17 protein-coding genes are annotated in these 19,772 nt (G+C 33.2%); 5 read left to right on the forward strand and 12 right to left on the reverse strand.

Features of this window, described 5'->3' with window-relative positions; all coding sequences use genetic code 11:
- Both F6K06_RS20660 and F6K06_RS20665 read left to right on the forward strand, forming a co-directional pair.
- A partial coding sequence (locus F6K06_RS20660; RefSeq protein ID WP_287241383.1) for a hypothetical protein occupies positions 1 to 188 on the forward strand: 188 nt, incomplete at its 5' end.
- Positions 142 to 351 (forward strand): EamA family transporter, encoded by a 210-nt coding sequence (locus F6K06_RS20665; RefSeq protein WP_240038945.1) that lies wholly within the window; start codon positions 142 to 144, stop codon positions 349 to 351. The genes F6K06_RS20660 and F6K06_RS20665, both read left to right, overlap by 47 nt.
- 55 nt (positions 352 to 406) lie before the next feature.
- Here the strand turns inward: F6K06_RS20665 and F6K06_RS20670 are convergent, their stop codons facing one another.
- From F6K06_RS20670 to F6K06_RS20705, 8 genes are all read right to left on the reverse strand, one after another.
- Positions 407 to 1,369: a hypothetical protein gene (locus F6K06_RS20670; protein WP_287241384.1), complete on the reverse strand. Its 963-nt coding sequence runs from the start codon at positions 1,367 to 1,369 to the stop codon at positions 407 to 409.
- 273 nt (positions 1,370 to 1,642) lie between these two features.
- The gene (locus F6K06_RS20675) at positions 1,643 to 2,512 is read right to left on the reverse strand and encodes a Bpu10I family restriction endonuclease (protein WP_287241386.1); all 870 of its coding nucleotides are present in this window, start codon (positions 2,510 to 2,512) and stop codon (positions 1,643 to 1,645) included.
- Between the two features lie 16 nt (positions 2,513 to 2,528).
- The gene (locus F6K06_RS20680) at positions 2,529 to 3,713 is read right to left on the reverse strand and encodes a DNA cytosine methyltransferase (RefSeq protein WP_287241388.1); all 1,185 of its coding nucleotides are present in this window, start codon (positions 3,711 to 3,713) and stop codon (positions 2,529 to 2,531) included.
- 24 nt (positions 3,714 to 3,737) lie between these two features.
- A complete protein-coding gene (locus F6K06_RS20685) occupies positions 3,738 to 4,172 on the reverse strand; it encodes a hypothetical protein (RefSeq protein ID WP_287241390.1) in 435 nt (144 codons plus the stop codon).
- Positions 4,144 to 4,734, reverse strand: a complete 591-nt coding sequence (locus tag F6K06_RS20690; protein ID WP_287241392.1) for a Panacea domain-containing protein — start codon at positions 4,732 to 4,734, stop codon at positions 4,144 to 4,146. The genes F6K06_RS20685 and F6K06_RS20690 overlap by 29 nt, the downstream gene beginning before the upstream one ends.
- Positions 4,735 to 4,860: 126 nt before the next feature.
- Positions 4,861 to 5,481 carry a hypothetical protein gene (locus tag F6K06_RS20695; RefSeq protein WP_287241394.1) on the reverse strand — a complete coding sequence of 207 codons (621 nt, stop codon included), beginning with the start codon at positions 5,479 to 5,481 and terminating at the stop codon, positions 4,861 to 4,863.
- A gap of 111 nt (positions 5,482 to 5,592) precedes the next feature.
- Entirely contained in the window at positions 5,593 to 6,828 is a 1,236-nt protein-coding gene (locus F6K06_RS20700) for an LL-diaminopimelate aminotransferase (protein WP_287241396.1), read from the reverse strand.
- Between the two features lie 1,596 nt (positions 6,829 to 8,424).
- Positions 8,425 to 9,558: a metallophosphoesterase gene (locus F6K06_RS20705; protein ID WP_287241398.1), complete on the reverse strand. Its 1,134-nt coding sequence runs from the start codon at positions 9,556 to 9,558 to the stop codon at positions 8,425 to 8,427.
- Positions 9,559 to 10,100: 542 nt separating this feature from the next.
- On the opposite strand from F6K06_RS20705, the gene F6K06_RS20710 reads away from it, so the two are divergent.
- The 3 genes from F6K06_RS20710 to F6K06_RS20720 all read left to right on the forward strand — a co-directional run bounded on the left by F6K06_RS20710 (position 10,101) and on the right by F6K06_RS20720 (position 12,972).
- Positions 10,101 to 10,841: a polysaccharide deacetylase family protein gene (locus F6K06_RS20710; protein ID WP_287241401.1), complete on the forward strand. Its 741-nt coding sequence runs from the start codon at positions 10,101 to 10,103 to the stop codon at positions 10,839 to 10,841.
- A 132-nt stretch (positions 10,842 to 10,973) separates the two neighbouring features.
- Positions 10,974 to 11,843 carry a phosphodiester glycosidase family protein gene (locus F6K06_RS20715; protein WP_287241403.1) on the forward strand — a complete coding sequence of 290 codons (870 nt, stop codon included), beginning with the start codon at positions 10,974 to 10,976 and terminating at the stop codon, positions 11,841 to 11,843.
- A gap of 109 nt (positions 11,844 to 11,952) precedes the next feature.
- Positions 11,953 to 12,972 (forward strand): sensor domain-containing diguanylate cyclase, encoded by a 1,020-nt coding sequence (locus F6K06_RS20720; RefSeq protein WP_287241405.1) that lies wholly within the window; start codon positions 11,953 to 11,955, stop codon positions 12,970 to 12,972.
- Positions 12,973 to 13,439: 467 nt separating this feature from the next.
- Here F6K06_RS20720 and F6K06_RS20725 read toward each other — a convergent pair whose 3' ends face one another.
- The 4 genes from F6K06_RS20725 to F6K06_RS20740 all read right to left on the reverse strand — a co-directional run bounded on the left by F6K06_RS20725 (position 13,440) and on the right by F6K06_RS20740 (position 19,287).
- Complete coding sequence (locus F6K06_RS20725) at positions 13,440 to 13,592, reverse strand: hypothetical protein (RefSeq protein ID WP_161564629.1); 153 nt, start codon at positions 13,590 to 13,592, stop codon at positions 13,440 to 13,442.
- A 34-nt stretch (positions 13,593 to 13,626) separates the two neighbouring features.
- The gene (locus F6K06_RS20730) at positions 13,627 to 13,986 is read right to left on the reverse strand and encodes a hypothetical protein (RefSeq protein WP_124146161.1); all 360 of its coding nucleotides are present in this window, start codon (positions 13,984 to 13,986) and stop codon (positions 13,627 to 13,629) included.
- 504 nt (positions 13,987 to 14,490) lie between these two features.
- Positions 14,491 to 15,927, reverse strand: a complete 1,437-nt coding sequence (locus F6K06_RS20735) for a DUF5009 domain-containing protein (RefSeq protein ID WP_287241408.1) — start codon at positions 15,925 to 15,927, stop codon at positions 14,491 to 14,493.
- Positions 15,928 to 17,247: 1,320 nt separating this feature from the next.
- Positions 17,248 to 19,287 carry an AarF/ABC1/UbiB kinase family protein gene (locus F6K06_RS20740; protein WP_287241410.1) on the reverse strand — a complete coding sequence of 680 codons (2,040 nt, stop codon included), beginning with the start codon at positions 19,285 to 19,287 and terminating at the stop codon, positions 17,248 to 17,250.
- Between the last annotated feature and the right edge of the window lie 485 nt (positions 19,288 to 19,772).

The following is a 19,772-nucleotide window of genomic DNA, read 5'->3' on the forward strand; positions in this document are numbered from 1 at the left end:
AATGCCGATCATTTTTAGCTTGGCTATTGACCATTTATTTTACGATCGCGATCACACTTCTGAGTATTCTATCTCAGGAAGAAGGCATTGCTTCTACTGGTCACTTATTTCTGCCATCCTGCACTAGGTGGCGGGATGCTAATGTTTCTTTACTTAGCACTGCTTTATATGTCTATTGGATTAATTGAAACTGGGGTGGCATTAACTCTATTTTTTACTTACCCAATCTTCACTTCGCTATTTTCTTGGCTATTGTTAGGTATTCCCCCTACTAGCTTTCGGTGGATGGTGATGATAGTGGTATTAGTAGGAACTTTTTTGACTATTCCCTACAGTCAGACTACCTCCTGAATCCTTACTAAGTAATTAAAATGAATATCATACTCTAATTCAGCAACGCCTCATTTTATTTTTTAGTTTCGGAAGCATGACTGAGATAATTACCAAAAACTTGACTCAAAGCATCAGCTTTTAAATGATAATTCCAACGACACATTTGTGTCATTACTTTCATCAAACTATAACCAATCTCAAGACCATATTTGAGATGAGAAAACTTGATAATATCTTGACCAGAAGTTCGCTCTTTTTGATGATGATTTAAGAGTCTAATTACACGAGAGATACTGCCAATAACTCGCCGCAAAACCGAATCACCAAAACCCCATCTAGTGATTCCCCAAAACTTAGCCAAATGATTAACTTCATCTTGTAAAGGTTGAGCGATAGCCATTTGTAATGCCCCTGTAGAATGAGACATTAACCATATATAAATAGATACAGCACTCCATTCAGAACTAATTCTACCTACTCCATGATTATAGATTTCTGCCCGTACATTTCCAGTAGGTTGATAACCATGAACGGTATTAGGTTTTTGCTGTAATTTTTCCCCTGTAAGTTGTTGATAAATCTTGCTAAAAGCAGGAGCGTGTTGTCGTTCTTCTTTTTCCCAAATGCCAACTTCAATTATTTTCCCATTTTCATCAGTTACACCTCCCATAAATCTAGCTAGTTGAGGATGAGCTGTTTGTAAATAACCCCAACTTTCTTGGGAATAAGAACGAATGGGTGCTTCTATTTCTACTGCGGAGGCAATTACTTGTAAAAATAATTTTGGTTCGATACCAATAATTTGACTATGATTTATAGCTTGCCAATTAATTTTTTGCCATGGTCTTTGTTGAGGATTTTCAAATTGTTGGGGTAAGTCTAATAGTCTTTCTGTGAGAATATCTTGAGAAAGATAGCGTTCGAGTAAATAATTGATTCTAGCTCTGGTTTGTAGATAGTTAGGAGTGGAATGGCAATAACCAGCTAGGTCAAATTGCGTCTGATTAGTGGAATTAATTGTTGTTACTAAGTTCATAGTTTTTCAGTTAAGTTATTTTTGGTTTAATGATTTAGGCATATTTCACAAGGTGTTGCCTTATCTCTGGCAGCTTTTTGATATAAACTGACCAGATGAGAGGGTGTCACTGTGTGTTATTGCCTTTGTTAACTCCAATCCTAAGTTAACTGTTTACGTGAAACTTAGTATGAAGGTGACAGTTATTGAGTTGTCATAGAAGAAGGTAGACAGTTGTAGTGATTTTTCTAAACTGGCACAGTTGAAATAATTTCAATGAAAATGATTAGCTAGCTAAATTAAATAACCACGCTTCAAGCCAAAATTAATACCGCCCTCCCAATCAGATGTTAAGTAATCTCGAATATTAACAAATAAATGTTCTACCACATCTACATATATAGGATTTTTAATATACCCTTTCTGATATCGGAATTCTCTATCTGTATTCTTTTGTTTTCTTAATACATATATTTGGTCTATTTTGAATTTTCGTAAGTTGACGGCATCTGTTAATTTTAGCCATTCTGCTACTAAAATATAAATAGCGTTAGGATTTCTATATTTAAGTTGTTCTACTGCCGTTGCTGCATCTTGAAGCATAGTTTTATCCAAATAAGTTTTGCATTCTATAACTACAGCAGGTACATCCCAAATATGACTTTCTAATTCTTGAGAACCTTGACAATTCATTTGGGCGTGAATTCTCACTCCTATGGCAAAATCATTATCTTTTAGTTCAATTAAAGCATGAGGATCACTGAGCATATCCTGATAATTTTCAGAGCGAAAAAATATATCTTTGAAAGTACGAGACTTACCAATTAAAGCTTGTGATGAAAATTCTCTAACCAAATCTTTGAAGAGATAATACATAAATTCTTCTAACACAGATGAATGGAGATTTGAACGAGAATCAAATTTTTCAGCATAGTGTTGTTGTTCTAGAAAATCTTTATATTGATTCAAAAATTCTACTCGCTTTATCAATAATTCACTATCTTGGTCTGTTTTTTCAATCAATGGACCAATTAGCCCTTCATTAGCCAATTTCCACTCATTATATTTTTCTCTTATTTCTCTCAAATATCTCCGAGAATCTTCGTCTCTATATTTCGTTTTATGATTTTCCTTTTGCTCTAAATTCTGACCATGAACATACATTTTATTTAGCTCTATTTTACAACTGTTTTAATATATTATCAGCAATAGCTTTAGCTAACAAAGGAGGAACGGCGTTTCCAATTTGATTGTATTGACATAAATGTTTTTCTGCTAAACGACCTTCTCTAGATAGTAGCTTATGACTAACAACTGTTGGTTTACCCATGAATTTAAAACTATCTGGAAATGATTGTATTCTTGCACCTTCTCTAGCTGTGAAATTTCTATGTTGATAAGGGTGAACAAAATTAGCATAAAATGATGCTGGAATTGTATGGCATGGTTGATCTGGATGGAGTCTTCTATTATTTTGGTCGTAGATTTTTTGAGAGATTTTTTTAGAGTTTCTTTGCCGTGGTTGTAAATGTTTTGGTACATCTTTTCCAGAACTTCCCCAAGTCATTGTGGCAAATCTTTCTACCATTCTTTGAGTGTGATTCATGGCTTTATGATTAAACAGAATGTTATTTCCATTTCTCAACAATTTTTGATATTCATTCAATGGCTTTTTGACATAATTTGACTCTTCTTTTCCTTCACCAGCTTCTAAGGTAGGTAAGTCAGAAATAGCATCCCATAATGTCGGACAGAACTTTAAATTTTCTCCAAATAAAGACATTTGCTGATTGGTTAATATTCCATGAGTTGGCAAGGGAAAAGGATTTTCTAGTTCTCGTTTTGAAGCAACAATAAATAAACGTTTTCTGATTTGAGGTACTCCGTATGCTGTAGCTTCTAATATATTTATATAGACGTGATACCCAATCTTATTAAACTCTTGTTCAATAATGTCAATAACTTTGACTTGAGAATGAGTCCTAATTTTTATCAGATTAGGTACATTTTCCATAATTAATATTTCTGGCTCAAAAACTACAGCTATTCTAATTAATTCTCTAAAAAGATTATTTCTAGGGTCTTTAGGGTCTCCATAATTTTTATTACAAATAGAATATCCTTGGCAAGGCGGACCACCTATCACAATTTGTGGTTTATTATTACCCCAAATTGCTGCTATATCCTTATTAGTAATAGTCGTAATATCTTGATTGATGACAACTGCATCTGGATGATTATAAGCAAAAGTTTCTGATGCCCATTTATCTATTTCTATAGCACCAATAATTTGACAACCTGCCCATTTAAAACCAAGACTAAAACCGCCTGCACCGGAAAAAATATCTAATATTAATGGTTTCATAAACAATACTTCTAGCAAAAATAGTCAAGCAACTATTTCATTTTTAGTAGTTTCTCTGTCAATAGATTTTTCCTCAAAAATTTCTTGAATAACATCTTTAATATCTCGATCAGGAGGTCGTTTTTCAAATTGTTGATGATTATAAATCCATAAAGGCTTAATCACTCTTTCCTTCTCGTCAACTAAATACATTAATCTAATTTGTCCTGATGCACCTTTAGCAATGGTTAAAACTAATTTATAAAATTGCCATTTATCAGGTAATTTTAGACCACTTGGTAAAGGTTCAAATTTTGCTTTAGGTGGATAAGGATTAATAATTAGTTCTTCCAGGTGTTTACTAATAAACTGAACAAATTCCTGTTGTTGAGGTTTAGATTTGTAGGTTTTGACTAACTTTTTCAAACTCCGTTCAAAGTTAGTATGCTTCTCAATCAAGAAGGGAGTTGAGCCAGTCATTTACTTCTCCTTGCTGAATATATTGTGGTTTTTCCTTAGACTCTATTGCTGTTTTTAAAACATAAGAAACCATGGGGGCGTAGTGAGGATGTTCTTTCTCAATTTCTAAAAGTTTTTCTTCTCCTAATAAACGCATATCTTCTAATAATATAGGTTCGGTTGAACTTGCATAACTAGGTAAACCTTTTCTGGCTTTTTTCCAAGGAAATTCTAAGTGGGTTAAATTACTTAAATAGTAAGCATGATATTCACCGAAGTATTGCCAAGTTTCCCCTAAAACTTCCTTAACTTCTGAGGGAATATTAGTAATACTTTCCTGATTCGGGATTGGTAATTGTTCGGCTTCAAATTTACTGTAAAATTTATAAGCAGGAGGACAAACAGGACCATATCGCCAAGCTTGTATTTCATCAGTGAATAAAGGTTCGTCATTAAGGGCTAAATATAAGCATTGGCTATAGTAGAGAAGTTTTTGTATTTTCATATTGGTTATTTGAGCTTCTCTACCATCTTGATAAGCCCGCATAATGAAATATTTGGCTATTTCTAAGGGGTCAATCATAATACTTTTATCTGTTTTTTTTTAGTTGAATATAGCTATAGATATTTATCATTTTAGCACTAGGTAAGAATTTACATAAGTAAGTTACGTTCCCTACAAAAAGTTAGATTATAGTTAGATCAAAGATTAAGCAAGGACTTGAGAATCTAGCTGTAGTTCACATTGTTGAAAAATATAGTTAACCACGGCAAATAATTGGTCTAAGTCTTGAAAAGTATAAAAAGTCATATTTTTAGTAAAAATATTTGCTTGTAGTTTACCAAATTGCCAAATTTTGCCATTTGAAACAATCCCAAAAACTATCATATCTGGGTTTTCATTTAATTTTTGAGCAGCTACCATTTCTGCCAAACATTGCCCCCATCCTTCCTCAAATTTATCTTGTTTTGCTTCTACTAAAAGTAAATAAGGTTTGTCAAAGACAACTTTTCCTAGTGGAGAACGTTTCGCTAAAATATATTCTGGAAAACCCGCAAGATTATCGTTATAAATCAGCGACTGATGACTCCACAAAATCAATTTACTACAATAAGATTTCCAGACTTCTTTTAAAACTGGATAAATTAAATTTTCACAAATAGCAAATTCTGAATTATCAACTATTCCTTCCCGCATAACTATTTCTATATCATTTCTGAAATATTCAGGAATGCTAAATTCTGTCTTCAAAATAAAATCAGATTCAATGTAGGTAATTTGAAATTCTTGGATAACTGCACTAATACTTTTATAGTTACTAAAAGACATATAGTTTTTCCATTTGATTTACAAGCAGGTAGGCAAATGTTGCTTGAGTTAGGAATATTTTCCATCACTGAATATTTGCCCAACCTACTACTGATTTTAGCGATCGCCTACCTAAACTTTAAATTTCTCAGTTATCCGTTTCATCGCCTCATTAACATTTTCCCGACTATTAAAAGCAGAAATTCGGAAGTAACCTTCACCTGCTGCACCGAAACCTGAACCGGGTGTACCGACAACATTACAATTTTGCAACAACTTATCGAAAAAATCCCAACTAGACAAACCTGTAGGTGTCTGCACCCAAACATAAGGCGCATTCACACCACCATAAACAGTTAACCCTGCCGCTTGTAACTGGGAACAAATAATTTTGGCATTCTCTAAATAAAATTCGATCAACCCTTTAACCTGTGCTTTCCCTTCATCGGAGTAAACTGCTTCAGCACCACGCTGCACAATATAAGAAACTCCATTAAATTTTGTGCAATGACGGCGGTTCCACAACTTCCATAATTCTACATCGCTACCATCAGCAGCTTTCCCTTTGAGAGTTTTGGGTATAACAGTAAGCGCACAACGAGTACCAGTAAAACCAGCATTCTTAGAAAAAGAGCGAAATTCGATCGCGCATTCTCTTGCTCCTTCTATTTCATAAATGGAGTGGGGAAGACTTGCATCAGTAATAAATGCTTCGTAAGCAGCATCGAATAAAATAATGGCACTATTCGCTTTTGCATAATCTACCCAAGTCTTGAGATATTCCTTTGTGGCAGTGGCACCAGTTGGGTTATTTGGGAAACACAGATAAATCAAATCTACCTTTTGAGTGGGAAGTTCGGCAGTAAAATTATTTTCTGCGGTAATGGGTAAATAAACTAAACCCTCATATTCCCCTTTTTCATTCACATCTCCTGTATTACCTGCCATTACATTAGTATCTACATACACCGGATAAACTGGGTCAGTCACGGCAATAGTATTATCGTGGCCAAAAATGTCGAGAATATTACCAGTGTCGCATTTAGATCCATCAGAGATGAAAATTTCCGAGGCATCAATATCACATCCCCTAGCTTGGAAATCTTCAGCAGCAATTTTCTCCCGCAACCAACCATAACCTTGTTCTGGGCCATAACCTTTAAAAGTTGAGCGATCGCCCATTTCTTCTACTGCTTTAATAATGGCCTGACGACAAGCTTCTGGTAGGGGTTCGGTGACGTCCCCAATACCTAGTTTGATAATTTTGGCCTCTGGGTGAGCTTCAGCGAAGGTATTTACGCGACGGGCGATTTCTGGAAAGAGATATCCTGCTTTAAGTTTGAGGTAATTATTGTTAATTGTTGCCATGATAGATTGCCAAAAATGATTTACAACAGACAGTATGTCAGATTATCCTGATTTTTGTTAATTAGACAACATTGTTTCTTTTTTCCGCAAAACCTAACTATAACAATCCTATTTAAGTTGTAATATTTTGCTGGCAGTTAGGAGTTAGGAGTCAGGAGTCAGGAGTTAGAATTTATTCATGTTTTCAGTTCAAATTAAATATTATAAAAATTTTCACAACCAATTTAGGATTACTATATTTAAACCTGTAATTTTTTTTGGTAATTCCTGTGAATTAACTACTGCTCATAGGTAGTTTTAACAATTATTGAAGAAGGCAGAAGGCAGAAGTTAGAAGGTAAGCATTCAGGTGTCAGCTATACAGCCATCAGCTATTAACTTAATTGCGCTTTTTTGAGGAATCAGAATTGAAATATTTAACAGAATTAAAATTCTGAAATAAATTAGCTACTTGCTCACGACTCAAACTCAATATTACTCAAATCCTCAAACTACTAATTCCTGTTAACGTAGTTCCTCCGGAGGAGGAAAGCTGACCGCTAATGGCTGAATGCTGAGGTTATAAGTTAGATTTGATCGACTAAAAACTTTGATAAGACGATAGTTTCGGGCAATTATTTGACATTTAAACTTGGAAACTATTTGTGACATCCCTAAAGTTAATTGGTATAAGAAAGAAGAAGTAAAAAGTAATAAGGCTTTAGTTATCTAGGAGAGAAGGAAGAAGGCAAAAGTGAATGGGAATAGTCTTCGACAAACCACTTTTTGTCTACAATTGATTGGGGTTTATAGAAACCCTTTCAGGTGGGATATTAAACTCATCAAGAAAAAGATAATTACCTCTCCTAAAAACCCATAGGATTGACGAAGGGGATTTTTGGGATTTATTTCTTCTTTACAGAAAAGCTTTTTCACCTTAATTATTCGGTAAAACTCTTGTTTTGCTCTAGATTAATATCAATAACTGTCAAAGTATTTCTGGGAGATAAGTTAGTACTAATTAAATTATGCAGACTTCTACCTGAAGCTCTAGAACAAGTAATTTTAAATTACCTAGATAGACAGTGTGTTAGATTTTCCTGATTTTTTCTAACTAGGCAACATTGTTTATTTTTCCGGCAAAACCTAACCATTTCAACCTGTAATTTTTTCTGATAACTCCTGTAGGTTAACCACTACTAAAGTCTCCAGAACCTGTTGTGTAGAAACTCTGGGTTTGCTCTAGATTAATATCAATAACTGTCAAAGTATTTCTGGGAGATAAGTTAGTACTAATTAAATTATGCAGACTTCTACCTGAAGCTCTAGAACAAGTAATTTTAAATTACCTAGATAGACAGTGTGTTAGATTCTCTTGATTTTTTATAACTAGGCAACATTGTTTCTTTTTCCGGCAAAACCTAACCATTTCAACCTGTAATTTTTTCTGGTAATTTCTGTAGGTTAACCACTACTAAAGTCTCCAGATCATAGGTAGCATAAAAACTCTTGTTTTCCTCTAAATTAATATCAACAGCAGGACGCCACCTAAAGCTCTAGAATCAAGTAATTTTAAATTACCTCGATAGACAGTATGTCAGATTATCCCAATTTTTGTTAACTAGGCAACATTACTTCTTTTTCTCGTAAAACCCAACCATTTAAACCTGTAATTTTTTCTGGTAACTCCTGTGGATTAACCACTGCTAAAGTATTCATGTCATAGGTAGTATAAAAACTCTTGTTTTCCTCTAGATTAATATCAACAACTGTCAAAGTATTTCTGGGAGATAAGTTACTACCAATTAAAGTACGCGGACCGCTACCTAAAGCACCAGAATAAAGCAACTTCAAATTACCTTTATAACCAGGAAAATAAGCATGATGATGACCGCTAATATATAGGTGAACATTATACTTTTCTAGGATAGTTCGTAACTCATCAGCTTTAGCTAAAACATCACCAATTTTATTTTTAGTAGGAGCAACAGCATAAAAAGGTAAATGCCCCATGACAATTCGCATTTTTGCTGTTTGTGCTTGACTACTTGCGAGACTTTTTTCTACCCATTCTAATTGTTGTTTAGGAATCCGAAGCATAGAAGCATCCCAAATTAAATAAAAAATTTCTTTATGGAGAAAGCTGTAATAAAAAGGAAATCCATCTGCTTCTAAAAAATTTATGTTTAAATCATTTTGATGTTTGCTCCAATAAAGTTGTGCTTGTCTGCGCTCTTTTTCATACTTATATCCATCCCCAGATTTTTTGAAATAACCTGAAGCATCATGATTGCCAATAGTAATAGCAAAAGGTTGTTTTGCTTGATGTAATGGTGTGACAATATAACGGTCAAAACCATTCCACATAGCTTGAATATTTTCTTCAGTAAGTGACAGTTTTTGTCCGGCAATCATATCACCGGCACAAAGTAATAAATCTGGCTGCCATTCAGATATTAAAGGAATAGTTTTTTCTACTTGCTGTTGGTAAGTTGTGGAACCATAACTACTGTTTAAATCGCTGATAACTACGAGTCGAATATCTCCTTGTTTTGGGGCAAACATTCCTGGAGGAGCGGGTGTTGATGGAGTCGATATTTCTGAGGGATTAAAAGTCTGATTGCCGGGAATTTGAGACTTAAAATTTTCTACGTTTGTAGTCTTGGTTTGCTGAAAATTTTTGCAAGAATTAAAAGCTAATCCTAATGCACTGCCGAGAGAAATTAGGAAATAACGACGGTTGAATTTCATTTTTTTCTCCACAATTACAATTAATTAGGTTAATTATATCTGAACTTTAAGTAAAGGTTTGATTAGCTTGGTGTGAAATATAAAATTTTATGCAAGCATTCAGGTGTCAGCTATCAGCTATTAACTTAATTACCCTTTTTTGAGGAATCAGAGTTGAAAGATTTAACAGAATTAAAAGTACCAAATATATTAGCTACTTGCTCACGACTCAATATTACTCAAATCCTCAAACTACTAATTCCTGTTAACGTAGTTCCTCCGGAGGAGGAAAGCTGACCCCCCATGGCTGAATGCTGACAATTTTATTAATCTCTTGTTAACCTCTTTTTAAACAACTAATCCCTATTTTTGTTAGCTGTTATACATTGATTAAAACAAATAAAAATATTGATAAACTGCCTAAAAAATCCTGCTATTCTTTTTATTGGTATTTTTCAAATATTTAGATAAATTCAAACTAGATTGTCATTTTTTATCCTATAGACAACTGTGGGAAACTTTCCAAAATTTGCTTTTTCTGTTCCTTCAAAAATCGACTAAAAATGGCTAACAATCACAATCGACTCAGTTTATATCTGAGTTTAACTCTATTAATCGGACTATTGCCAGAACCAATAGTTGCTCAAACTACCTCTAATTTGAAATCTCTTAAATCTTGCAACAATGACAATATTCAATTATCAGAAATATCAGTCGATAATTCAGTAAATAAGTTACTAACTATTTCTAACTGGATGACGAATCCAGAAATGGGATTAGCTAACTTAATTACAACACTGGGAGAACAAACAATTGTTGCTGCTAATACCATCCCTAATCCTTGGCCGACAATTCACGAACGAGCAAGATTAGGGAAAGTTCCTGTAATGATGTATCACGATATTTTGCCCAAGAAAAAAGTTTCCTTTGATGTCACAGTAAAACAATTTGAAAAGCATCTTGAATTAATTCAAGAAAGTGGAGCAACACCCATTAGCTTAGACCAATTAATTCAGCATTTACGCACAGGAGAAGCATTACCAGAAAAACCAATAGTTCTGACATTTGATGACGGATATATTGGTCATTATGAAATAGTTTATCCCCTACTCAAAAAATATAATTATCCAGCAGTTTTCTCAGTATATACAGACAAAATAGAAGGCAAAATAGTTGGTCGTTCTACTCTCACTTGGTCACAATTGCAAGAAATGGCAAAAAATTCATTAGTCACAATTGCTTCCCATAGTGTTACTCATCCCAAAGATTTAACTAAATTATCTGACCGAGAACTACAAGCATAAATTTTCAAATCAAAGCAAATTTTAGAGAAAAAATTAGGAATAAAAATTAACTATTTTACTTATCCAGAAGGTAAATATGATGAACGTGTTAGTGCTTGGGTAAAAGTAGCGGGATATGAAGCAGCACTAACAATGGAAAATAATAAAAATATCTTTAGTAATGAATCAAAAAGTTTATTGGCAATAGACCGCTTTGGTCAATCAGGATTAAAAAAGGCAATTGCAAAAACTTTTGGTGGATTACAATTACCTCCCTGGAAATTTGGGTTTGATTTTACTGGTCAAATTATCAAAAATGAAATAACTCTTCAAGGAATTCCATTAATTTTAATTTCTGGAGGAAAACCAATAACTATTCATGCAGATAGTCGGTATCAAGTTAAAGATATTGTGGCAAAAAACGAGGCGATCGCTGGAGTGGATGGAGTATTTTTTTCTCTGGAAAAACTAGATTCTAACAAAGTAATTGGTCCGATTTTTAGTCAGAATACAAAAAAATTTGTGCCTGGAGATAACTATGACAACAATAAATTAAAGAATCGTCCGTTAGTATTAATTAGTGATGATCAAGTAAATTTTATTCCTTTTAATCCCGAAAATCACAATACAATCAAAGGCATAAAAGCAGAGATGCCAAATTTTACAGATGCTTTTGTGGGAGCTGCATTTTTAGTGAGAAATTATCAACCTCAACCACCAGAAAGTTTTGGTGAATTATTCAAGTTCAACGAACCTCGTCACCGAGCATTTTGGGGTATTCATCGTAGTGGTCAACCTATCATTGGTGTATCTTATAAAAGAATTGGTTCCGTTAAACTTGCTCAACTTTTAGCACAAGTAGGATTTCGGGATGCAGTTATGTTAGATTCTGGAGCTAGTACGTCTCTAGTTTATGAAGGTAAATCTTTAGTCAGGTATACTCCACGTCCTGTTCCTCATGTAGTGGCTTTAGTTTCACCAAAGTCAGCTTCCAAATCAACTTGTGTTGTCGCTCAGTATTGATAAATAAAAGTCAATTATTAGATTGAAAAAATGATTAACTAAATCAATATAAATTCATATAGCAGTCGGAAATTATTTACTGCTACATAACTAATTAGCATTCAGAATATTGCTAAGGCAAAGCTACCTCACCAGTATTAAAAATGCTATACTTGTTAAGCTGACTTTTAAAAAAGTTAATATTGAATCAGCATTAGAATTAACTTTAGCAGAAGTTTGTCAAACAATGAATTGGGATTTTGGAGAAGCATGGATTCCTGACCCAGAAGCTACAATGCTCAAATTTAGTAGAGGATGGTATTCTAGTAATAGTAATAACGGTACTTTACCAGCAGCTTTGAAATTTCGACAACAGCATCAAATTATTACCTTTAACTCCCAAGAAAGCTTACTACAAAGGGTGTGGAATTCTCAGCAAACAGAATGGGTAAAAGATATTTATCAGGAAAAAGATTCAGTTTTTATTTGTTTTAAAATTGCCGAAAAAATAGGTATTAAATCTGCATTGGGAATACCGATTATTCTAGATAAACAGGTTTTAGCTATCTTAGTATTTTTCCAGAAATTTTCTCAAACATTAGATCAAAATTCTATACAGTTAGTTAATGCTGTGGCAACTCAGTTAGGTGGATTAATTCAACGTAAAAAATCTGAGTTAGCTCTGAAAAAAGCAAACCAAAATTTAAAACTAATTGCCAGTTTTGATATTTTAACTTCTTTGGCTAATCGTCGTACATTCGATGAATATTTTCATCAAAAATGGGAGCAACTTAGACAAGACAAAAAATATTTATCTCTCATCCTTTGTGATGTGGATTATTTCAAATATTATAATGATTGTTATGGGCATCCAGAGGGAGACAAATACCTCAAAAAAGTTGCTCAAGCTATTAGCAAGGTAGCTAAATTTTCTACAGATTTAGTCTGTCGTTATGGTGGCGAAAAATTTGGAGTTATATTACCAAATACAAATATTAAGGAAGCTTTACGAAGAGCAGAATTAATTAGGAGAGAAATCAAAAGGTTTGAAATACCTCACGCTTGTTCAAAAGTAAGTCCTTATGTAACTGTAAGTTTAGGAGTAAGTAGCGTAATTCCTACGTTACAATTATCTGTCGTACATGATTAATAGATGCTGATCAGGCGCTTTATCAAGCAAAAGAACAGGGACGAGATTGTGTTATTGCTCATAGAATTAATTATGTTTGTTAGGAAAGAAAAAATCATATAAGACTCAGGTATAATTTTTTTTGTTTCCCCTACTGATATTAAATACTAAAATTTTTGCTACAAATACTTAGGCTGTTTCAAACAGTCAGGAGTCAGTAGGAATAGCCTATATATTATTTAGCTAGAGTCAAACTCTGTTTTTAGTAAAATCTATATTTCTAAGTACAGTCTTTTAAGCAGGGAAATTATTCATAGCGTTCTTTTTTATAGTTCATATGATTACTAAATTGAAGTGAGGTTATTCAACCTGATTTGAGATGATATGAAATACGAAAAATAATGGTAGAGTTATTTCACAAAGGCTGAAAGTTGAACTAGAGAGTCAAAGATCAATTTTATCTGAAATACAAGTAATGATCTTTTCCCTTATGGATTTAATACACTACCGTCACACTGTTTACAAGCTTGTTGGGGTTTGTATAGGTAAAGTTGCAATTTTTCAGTATCCCCATGCACTTTTTCCTTCTCTCCTAGGATATAACTAAAGCTTTCTTCCTTCTTCAAAACTAATTTATTCAAAATTAATATCAGATATTTCAATACACCCTTGAATTTAATTATTAGATTTAGTATATATTTCCATTATAACTCCTACGAATGAGCCAAATATTCCTCCAATAATTGCTCCCCAAAAAGGGATAAGTAGTGGACTGAAACAGGCATAAAATCCATCTAAACCATCTGCACAATTTAGAGGTTGAATTTTTTGATGAGCTACAACTATAAAAATGAACGTACTAAAAAGTGAAGTAAAAGTTGCTGCATTGAATATTCTCATCGTGCATCTAAATTTAGTGATTAAATTAGTAATTGCACCAACAATTCCCCCAATAGTACCTCCAATGATAATACCTACACAAGCTCCAAATAATGTGATAAACCATACGAAAATAACAGGAATTATACTACTCATAAAATCCTCCTTCTCTTGTTAATAAATATTGGTAGTACTGTACAAGTAGTAATATTTTAATACCCAATTAAAATAAAGCTGTATAGAATAAGATTCAATTTTGAATTGACCGTAGATCGACAGAGATAAATGAATTAATTTCATAATTATCTATATTTATTTTAATATTAGGTTCAAGACTCTCAGTATATTTAAAAAAATTAGTGGTACACCTTTGTGGCGGATCTGAGTCCTCCATCATACACCTGAATTTCGCACTTCCGACCCAGGAGACTAACTGATTCAAGTGCAGCCTTACATAAAATTGGTATTAGAAAAAGTCAAATAATTTGTCAATACTATTTCTTTGAAACTTAAAAATTGGAAATATTTTTTGTTTCCTCTTTTTTTACACTACCAGGTTTGTTTATGCCGACCCATTATCCCATCTCTGTTACCTGACTCCACAGGAAATTACTACATCTATAAAATGACCGATAATATTTTAGTTTTTTTTTGCTGTTTTTAAGTCCTCCAAAAAAGCTTTAATTTGCTAAAAATACTTACAATTAATGCCACTATTAATGTATAAATAAATCCCGTTAATAATCCTAACCTTGTTGTTTGAGTCATTTGTGCAATTTTTTCATACCATCCAGTTAATTTCAAGATAGGTAAGAGTAAGTTACCAAAAACCACATAAGCTATCATTGGATTTTGACCATTATAGATAAATAATTTGAGAATACTTTTTTGCTGAAAATAATCTCTAACAACAGTGAATAGAATTAACAAAAAAATAGACATTCCTGTAGTAATGAAAAAGTAGCTTAGAGTAGCACTATCTTTTTTAATCCCACCTTGAAAAGGTTCAAAAGCTAATCCTAATACTAGCCAATAAATTCCCCAACCATAAAGTTTATTGAGTAAATTTTCTATCTGATTACTTGGTTGCTGGAATAATAACCAACCAGAAGCACATAAAACTCCGCTGATTAAAGTTGTTTCTAAAACTAGCCTAGATTGTAACCCAATCAATAATACCAAGTCAATAGTAAGCATTAATACTGCAATAATAAAAAAACGACTAGCTGGCCATTTTTCTAATGTCGAATCGCGATCGCTACTTTCATTATTTCTCATCCATTTTAAAATTAAATCTCCGCTAATAGTACCTGGAATGACGATAAATAAGTACTTCAAATAATCAAATCTAAAAATCCAAGGCAAAGGAGAGTTAAACCAAAAATCTTTTACCCATCCATCATCAGCAGCAGAAAATCTTAGCCCTAATAATATTCCCAATAATCCTAAACGTAACCACCAATTAGATTGAGTAAATAACCAAATTATCGAACCAAAAACAGCCATATTAGTTAAAACGATGAGAATAATATCACTACGTTCTAATGAAAAGTTACTACCATCTGGATATACTAATCGACTGAGAACTAAAACACATAAAAACCAACCAACTACAGTAATTAATTGATTGATTAACTTGGGGATAAATTTTGGCAAACGACTGTACATTAAAAATAGGATTAAAAATCCCAATAAAGCCAATTTCCACTTTTCGGGAATTTCCTCTGCACTATTAATAATGTGCGGTCGAAAATGTTGTAAAACTATAGCAAAAGTGCCTAACAAAAATCCTCTTTTCAGGATGAAGAAAAATATTGAAATGTATCGCCATCCTTTATTTATTAATCGAGATAAAGCTAGGGGTATAGATGCTCCCATTGCAAATAAGAAAATTGGAAAAACAATATCTACCCAAGTCAGTCCAGGAATATTAGGATTAAATACATAATTTGGTGGTGGTGTTTGAGCATGATACATCCAAGTAGGAAGTGTTCCATCACGAGGAATTATACCTGATAATACCATCATTAAAATAGCAAATCCTCGTAGAGCATCTAGAGCTTCAGCACGTTTTTTAGAGGTTAGTTGTTTTACCATAGTTATATAGTCATCCTAATTTCATTTGTGATATTTTAGTGTTGGTTAGGAGCAAGAATTGCTGGAGTCAGCGAGTCAGAATATAAAGGATTTTTAATAGATATCTACAGAAAATCAACTTGCTCTTTATTTAAGATAAGCTAAAGTTGTAAAAGTCACTTACAAAATCATTTTTCGTATCTTGATTGCGAAAATATATTCTCTGTTTCCTGCCCTTACAAAAAGTCTATATCTTGATCTTTTTTTTAGAGATGTCGAATGGCTATTAACTATAATTAAATTTTTCACAACCTATTTAGGATTGTCATATAGGAAATAGTTAGATTAAAATGTCAAAAAATTGAATTAAAATACACTTGATGCTTGACATTATATTAATTATAAAACTTGAGGCTGTAGTTAATTTTTGCTAATTTTATATTTCTAATCTTTTAAAGCTATACCCATAATTTTACCTCCACCTTGAGCTTTAGCTAGACGCATTGCTAAAGCAACTTCAGGTAATTTTTGACCAAAAAATTTAGTGCTTGAGTCGTAAATTGTAGAAATGCAAATGCTAAATGAGAAGACAAGCGAGATTGAATAGCTATTATATCCTTTAAATAACTATTTTCTGAAGAAGGATGAGCAATATGATTTCGTACTGAGATGATTAGTCTAGTAATATGTTCTAGTATTTCAGTATTAACGAAGTATTTGGGATTTTGAGAAAAAACATCCCGCACTTCATCTAACTTTTTCCTAGTGTTTTGTTTTCCAAATCAGCACTTTTTATAATCGTTAAAATGATATTTGCGACTTCTTCAACTCCAGCAGAGGAAGAAAAAATAGAATGACGATAACTATAGGTTTCTTCAGTTAATTCACCAATTAGGCGAGAATTTACCCCAGATAAAAGCGATTCTCCTAAATGTTCGATATCAAGTACAGAAGGTAATAAATTTGTTAGGCAATTTACAAGATCGTTAATGTTTGAGCGATGGCGTAAAACTTCTGTTTAATTTAATTTTCCGAAATTATCAAACTCCCTTATCGGAGGAAATTTGCGATATTTTATGCTTACGCCTGCTTTTTCTAAATCATGGTAAAAAAGACTAGCTTGCTTTTTTCTAATAACTGTATATTTAGAGAAATCTATTTCCAACGAATAAATATTTTTTATATCCTGTTAGCGGAGCTTTTCCGCACCGAAAACCCTTTAAAAATTTACTATTCCCTATTCCCTATTCCCTAGCGCGTAGCGCTATAAAAAATTAGTTGCCAGTAGAAATTTTTCCGACTAACAACTAATAATAATTAACTATTAAATAATTAATCGACTTACCTAGGAACAGGCAAAGAAAGTTGAGGTTTAGTATCTGGTTGATGACCATTACCATTACCATTAGAATGCTCTGGAGATAATAATACTTGACGAATCAAACGAGCGATCGCCCGTTGAGTCAAACCACTTGCCACTTGTTGCCCCATCTTTTGCATTTCTGGTTTAACCAACAAATTTGGTACTAACTGCGCCAACTGCATAGCATCAAAACCAGGAGTATCTTGAATAATTTGCCAAATACGTTGAATATGCTCTGCTCTTTTTTCTTCTGGAGAATTTGTAGATGTAATTCTGGTCGGTTTTTCTTCCTTCATACCCAACAATTCACCCACTCTATTTCTCACATTAGAAAAAGTATTTCTGGATGCTAAGTCTAGACTATTAATCAACTCTTCAACTAAACGCACCCGAATAAAATCACCACGTTCAGATAATAAGAAATCTAGAGCTTGGTCTAACACCTTGCTAATATCATAATCATCACTATTACTCGCATTTCTTAATAGATTTTCCAATCTATTCCAACGAAAATCACCATCTTTAAAAAGTAAATCTTTCAGAGAAGTTCTTAACTCAGGAGCAGGGTCAGTTAGTAAACGTTTTGCCACATAAGGATAAGCTTTACTCAACACCTTAAAATTAGGTTCGACATTAATCGCAATACCTTCCAAAGTTACCAAAGAACGAATAATCAAAGCATAATAAGCAGGCACAGTAAATGGATACTCATACATTAAAGCTGATAACTGGTCTGTAATACTCTTAAAATTAAGTTCTGCCACACTAGCACCAAGAGCATTATTAAACACACCAGCTAAGGCAGGAATAATTGGAGTTACATCAGTTTCAGGAGTCAAAAATTCCAGCTTAATATAATCCTGAGCTAAAGCTTCAAAATCACGATTTACTAAATGTACAACTGCTTCTAATAAACCATATCGTTGATAAGGTTTAACCTCACTCATCATGCCAAAATCTAGATAAACCAACTTACCTTCTGGACTAGCTAATAAATTACCAGGATGAGGGTCAGCATGAAAAAAACCATGTTCTAATAACTGTCTCAAAGAACATTGCACGCCTACTTCTATCAGATATTTAGCATCAATATTTTTAGCTTTTATAGCTTCCAAATTAGTTAACTTAGTACCTGTTATCCACTCCATTGTTAATACACGACGACCCGTATATTGCCAATAAATTTTAGGAACATAAATATCTGGAAGATGACCGTAGAGTTGTTTAAACTTTTCCGCATTACGACCCTCTTGAGTGTAGTCCATTTCCTCAAATATTCGAGCCCCAAACTCATCCATAATAGCTACTAAGTCACTGCGGAGTCGCTTAATACTTTTATGTGTCCAAATAGCTAGTGTTCTTAATATATAAATGTCTAAAGCAATATTTTCCGCTAAACCAGGACGTTGTACTTTTACCGCTACTGCTTCGCCTGTTTTAAGTTTGCCTTTATAAACTTGTCCAAGAGAAGCTGCAGCAATGGGATTAGGTGTTAATTCTGCATAAATTTCTTCTGGACGGAAACCTAATTCTTCTTCTATAAAACGATAGGCTAATTCATTAGGAAAAGGGGGTAATTGGTCTTGTAATTTAGTCAACTCTTCTAAATATGTGGGAGAAGCTAAGTCTGGTCGAGTAGATAGTGCTTGTCCCACCTTAATAAAAGCAGGACCTAGATTTGTCAAAATTTCTCTTAACCTAATTGCCCGTTTTGGTTCATTTTTAGTGGCATTACCTGTAATTTTGTCCAACCACAAGCTAAAAGCAAATGATAAAAAAGTCCATAAAACACTGATGCGTCTTTTCCATACTGGCAAAGGGCGTTTACTGTAGAAGGCTGTGATTGCTTCTGGGTCATAGCGTAGAGCATTATTTTCTACTGGTTTTGAATAATCTTGAGACTTAACCATATTTATATTTGTCACTGGCATTGCCTCTATTTCTAATGTGTCTAATTTCTTAGTATGTGAATTCAAATATTCTTTTTGGGTATTAGATGATATTTTTTCCAGATTCATAAAATTTCAGATTTTTTTTATAAAGGTTGTTAAATATTGTAACAATATGGCTGTTGTTTCACTGAAGTCTTTGGTGAAGTCAAAAGTCAAAAGTCAAAAGTAAGAATTTGACTATATTTCTACCCAGAATTTCCTCTAGTCACAGAAAAATTATTAGTGAATCAAGAATCGAAAAATTAATTATTAAATCTGACTATTGCGACATACGCAACAGTAGAACATTAAACCTAGAGAGCAAGGAAACTCAGAGTTGATTTCTGCATCCCAGAAAATATTTGACTATCTCTCTACCGGAAACTTCCTTTAGTCACAAACAAATTATTAGCAAATCAAGAATCGAAAAATTAATTATTAAATCTGACTATTGCGATATACGCAACAGTAGAACATCAAACCTAGAAAGTCAGGAAACTGACAGTTGATTTTCACATCCCAGAAAATATTTGACTGTCTCTCTAACCGGAAATTTCCTCTAGTCACAGAAA

Source organism: Okeania sp. SIO1H4 (assembly GCF_010672695.1).
GTDB classification, from domain to species: Bacteria; Cyanobacteriota; Cyanobacteriia; order Cyanobacteriales; family Microcoleaceae; genus Okeania; species Okeania hirsuta.

What these genes read in the sequence shown, in the direction of transcription:
- F6K06_RS20705 (WP_287241398.1), bottom strand. Translation starts at nt 9,558, where the DNA reads ATGAAATTCAACCGTCGTTATTTCCTAATTTCTCTCGGCAGTGCATTA.
- F6K06_RS20675 (WP_287241386.1), bottom strand. Translation starts at nt 2,512, where the DNA reads ATGTATGTTCATGGTCAGAATTTAGAGCAAAAGGAAAATCATAAAACG.
- F6K06_RS20670 (WP_287241384.1), bottom strand. Translation starts at nt 1,369, where the DNA reads ATGAACTTAGTAACAACAATTAATTCCACTAATCAGACGCAATTTGAC.
- F6K06_RS20685 (WP_287241390.1), bottom strand. Translation starts at nt 4,172, where the DNA reads ATGACTGGCTCAACTCCCTTCTTGATTGAGAAGCATACTAACTTTGAA.
- F6K06_RS20690 (WP_287241392.1), bottom strand. Translation starts at nt 4,734, where the DNA reads ATGATTGACCCCTTAGAAATAGCCAAATATTTCATTATGCGGGCTTAT.
- F6K06_RS20730 (WP_124146161.1), bottom strand. Translation starts at nt 13,986, where the DNA reads ATGAGTAGTATAATTCCTGTTATTTTCGTATGGTTTATCACATTATTT.
- F6K06_RS20700 (WP_287241396.1), bottom strand. Translation starts at nt 6,828, where the DNA reads ATGGCAACAATTAACAATAATTACCTCAAACTTAAAGCAGGATATCTC.
- F6K06_RS20710 (WP_287241401.1), top strand. Translation starts at nt 10,101, where the DNA reads ATGGCTAACAATCACAATCGACTCAGTTTATATCTGAGTTTAACTCTA.
- F6K06_RS20665 (WP_240038945.1), top strand. Translation starts at nt 142, where the DNA reads ATGTTTCTTTACTTAGCACTGCTTTATATGTCTATTGGATTAATTGAA.
- F6K06_RS20740 (WP_287241410.1), bottom strand. Translation starts at nt 19,287, where the DNA reads ATGAATCTGGAAAAAATATCATCTAATACCCAAAAAGAATATTTGAAT.
- F6K06_RS20735 (WP_287241408.1), bottom strand. Translation starts at nt 15,927, where the DNA reads ATGGTAAAACAACTAACCTCTAAAAAACGTGCTGAAGCTCTAGATGCT.
- F6K06_RS20715 (WP_287241403.1), top strand. Translation starts at nt 10,974, where the DNA reads ATGGAAAATAATAAAAATATCTTTAGTAATGAATCAAAAAGTTTATTG.
- F6K06_RS20695 (WP_287241394.1), bottom strand. Translation starts at nt 5,481, where the DNA reads ATGTCTTTTAGTAACTATAAAAGTATTAGTGCAGTTATCCAAGAATTT.
- F6K06_RS20680 (WP_287241388.1), bottom strand. Translation starts at nt 3,713, where the DNA reads ATGAAACCATTAATATTAGATATTTTTTCCGGTGCAGGCGGTTTTAGT.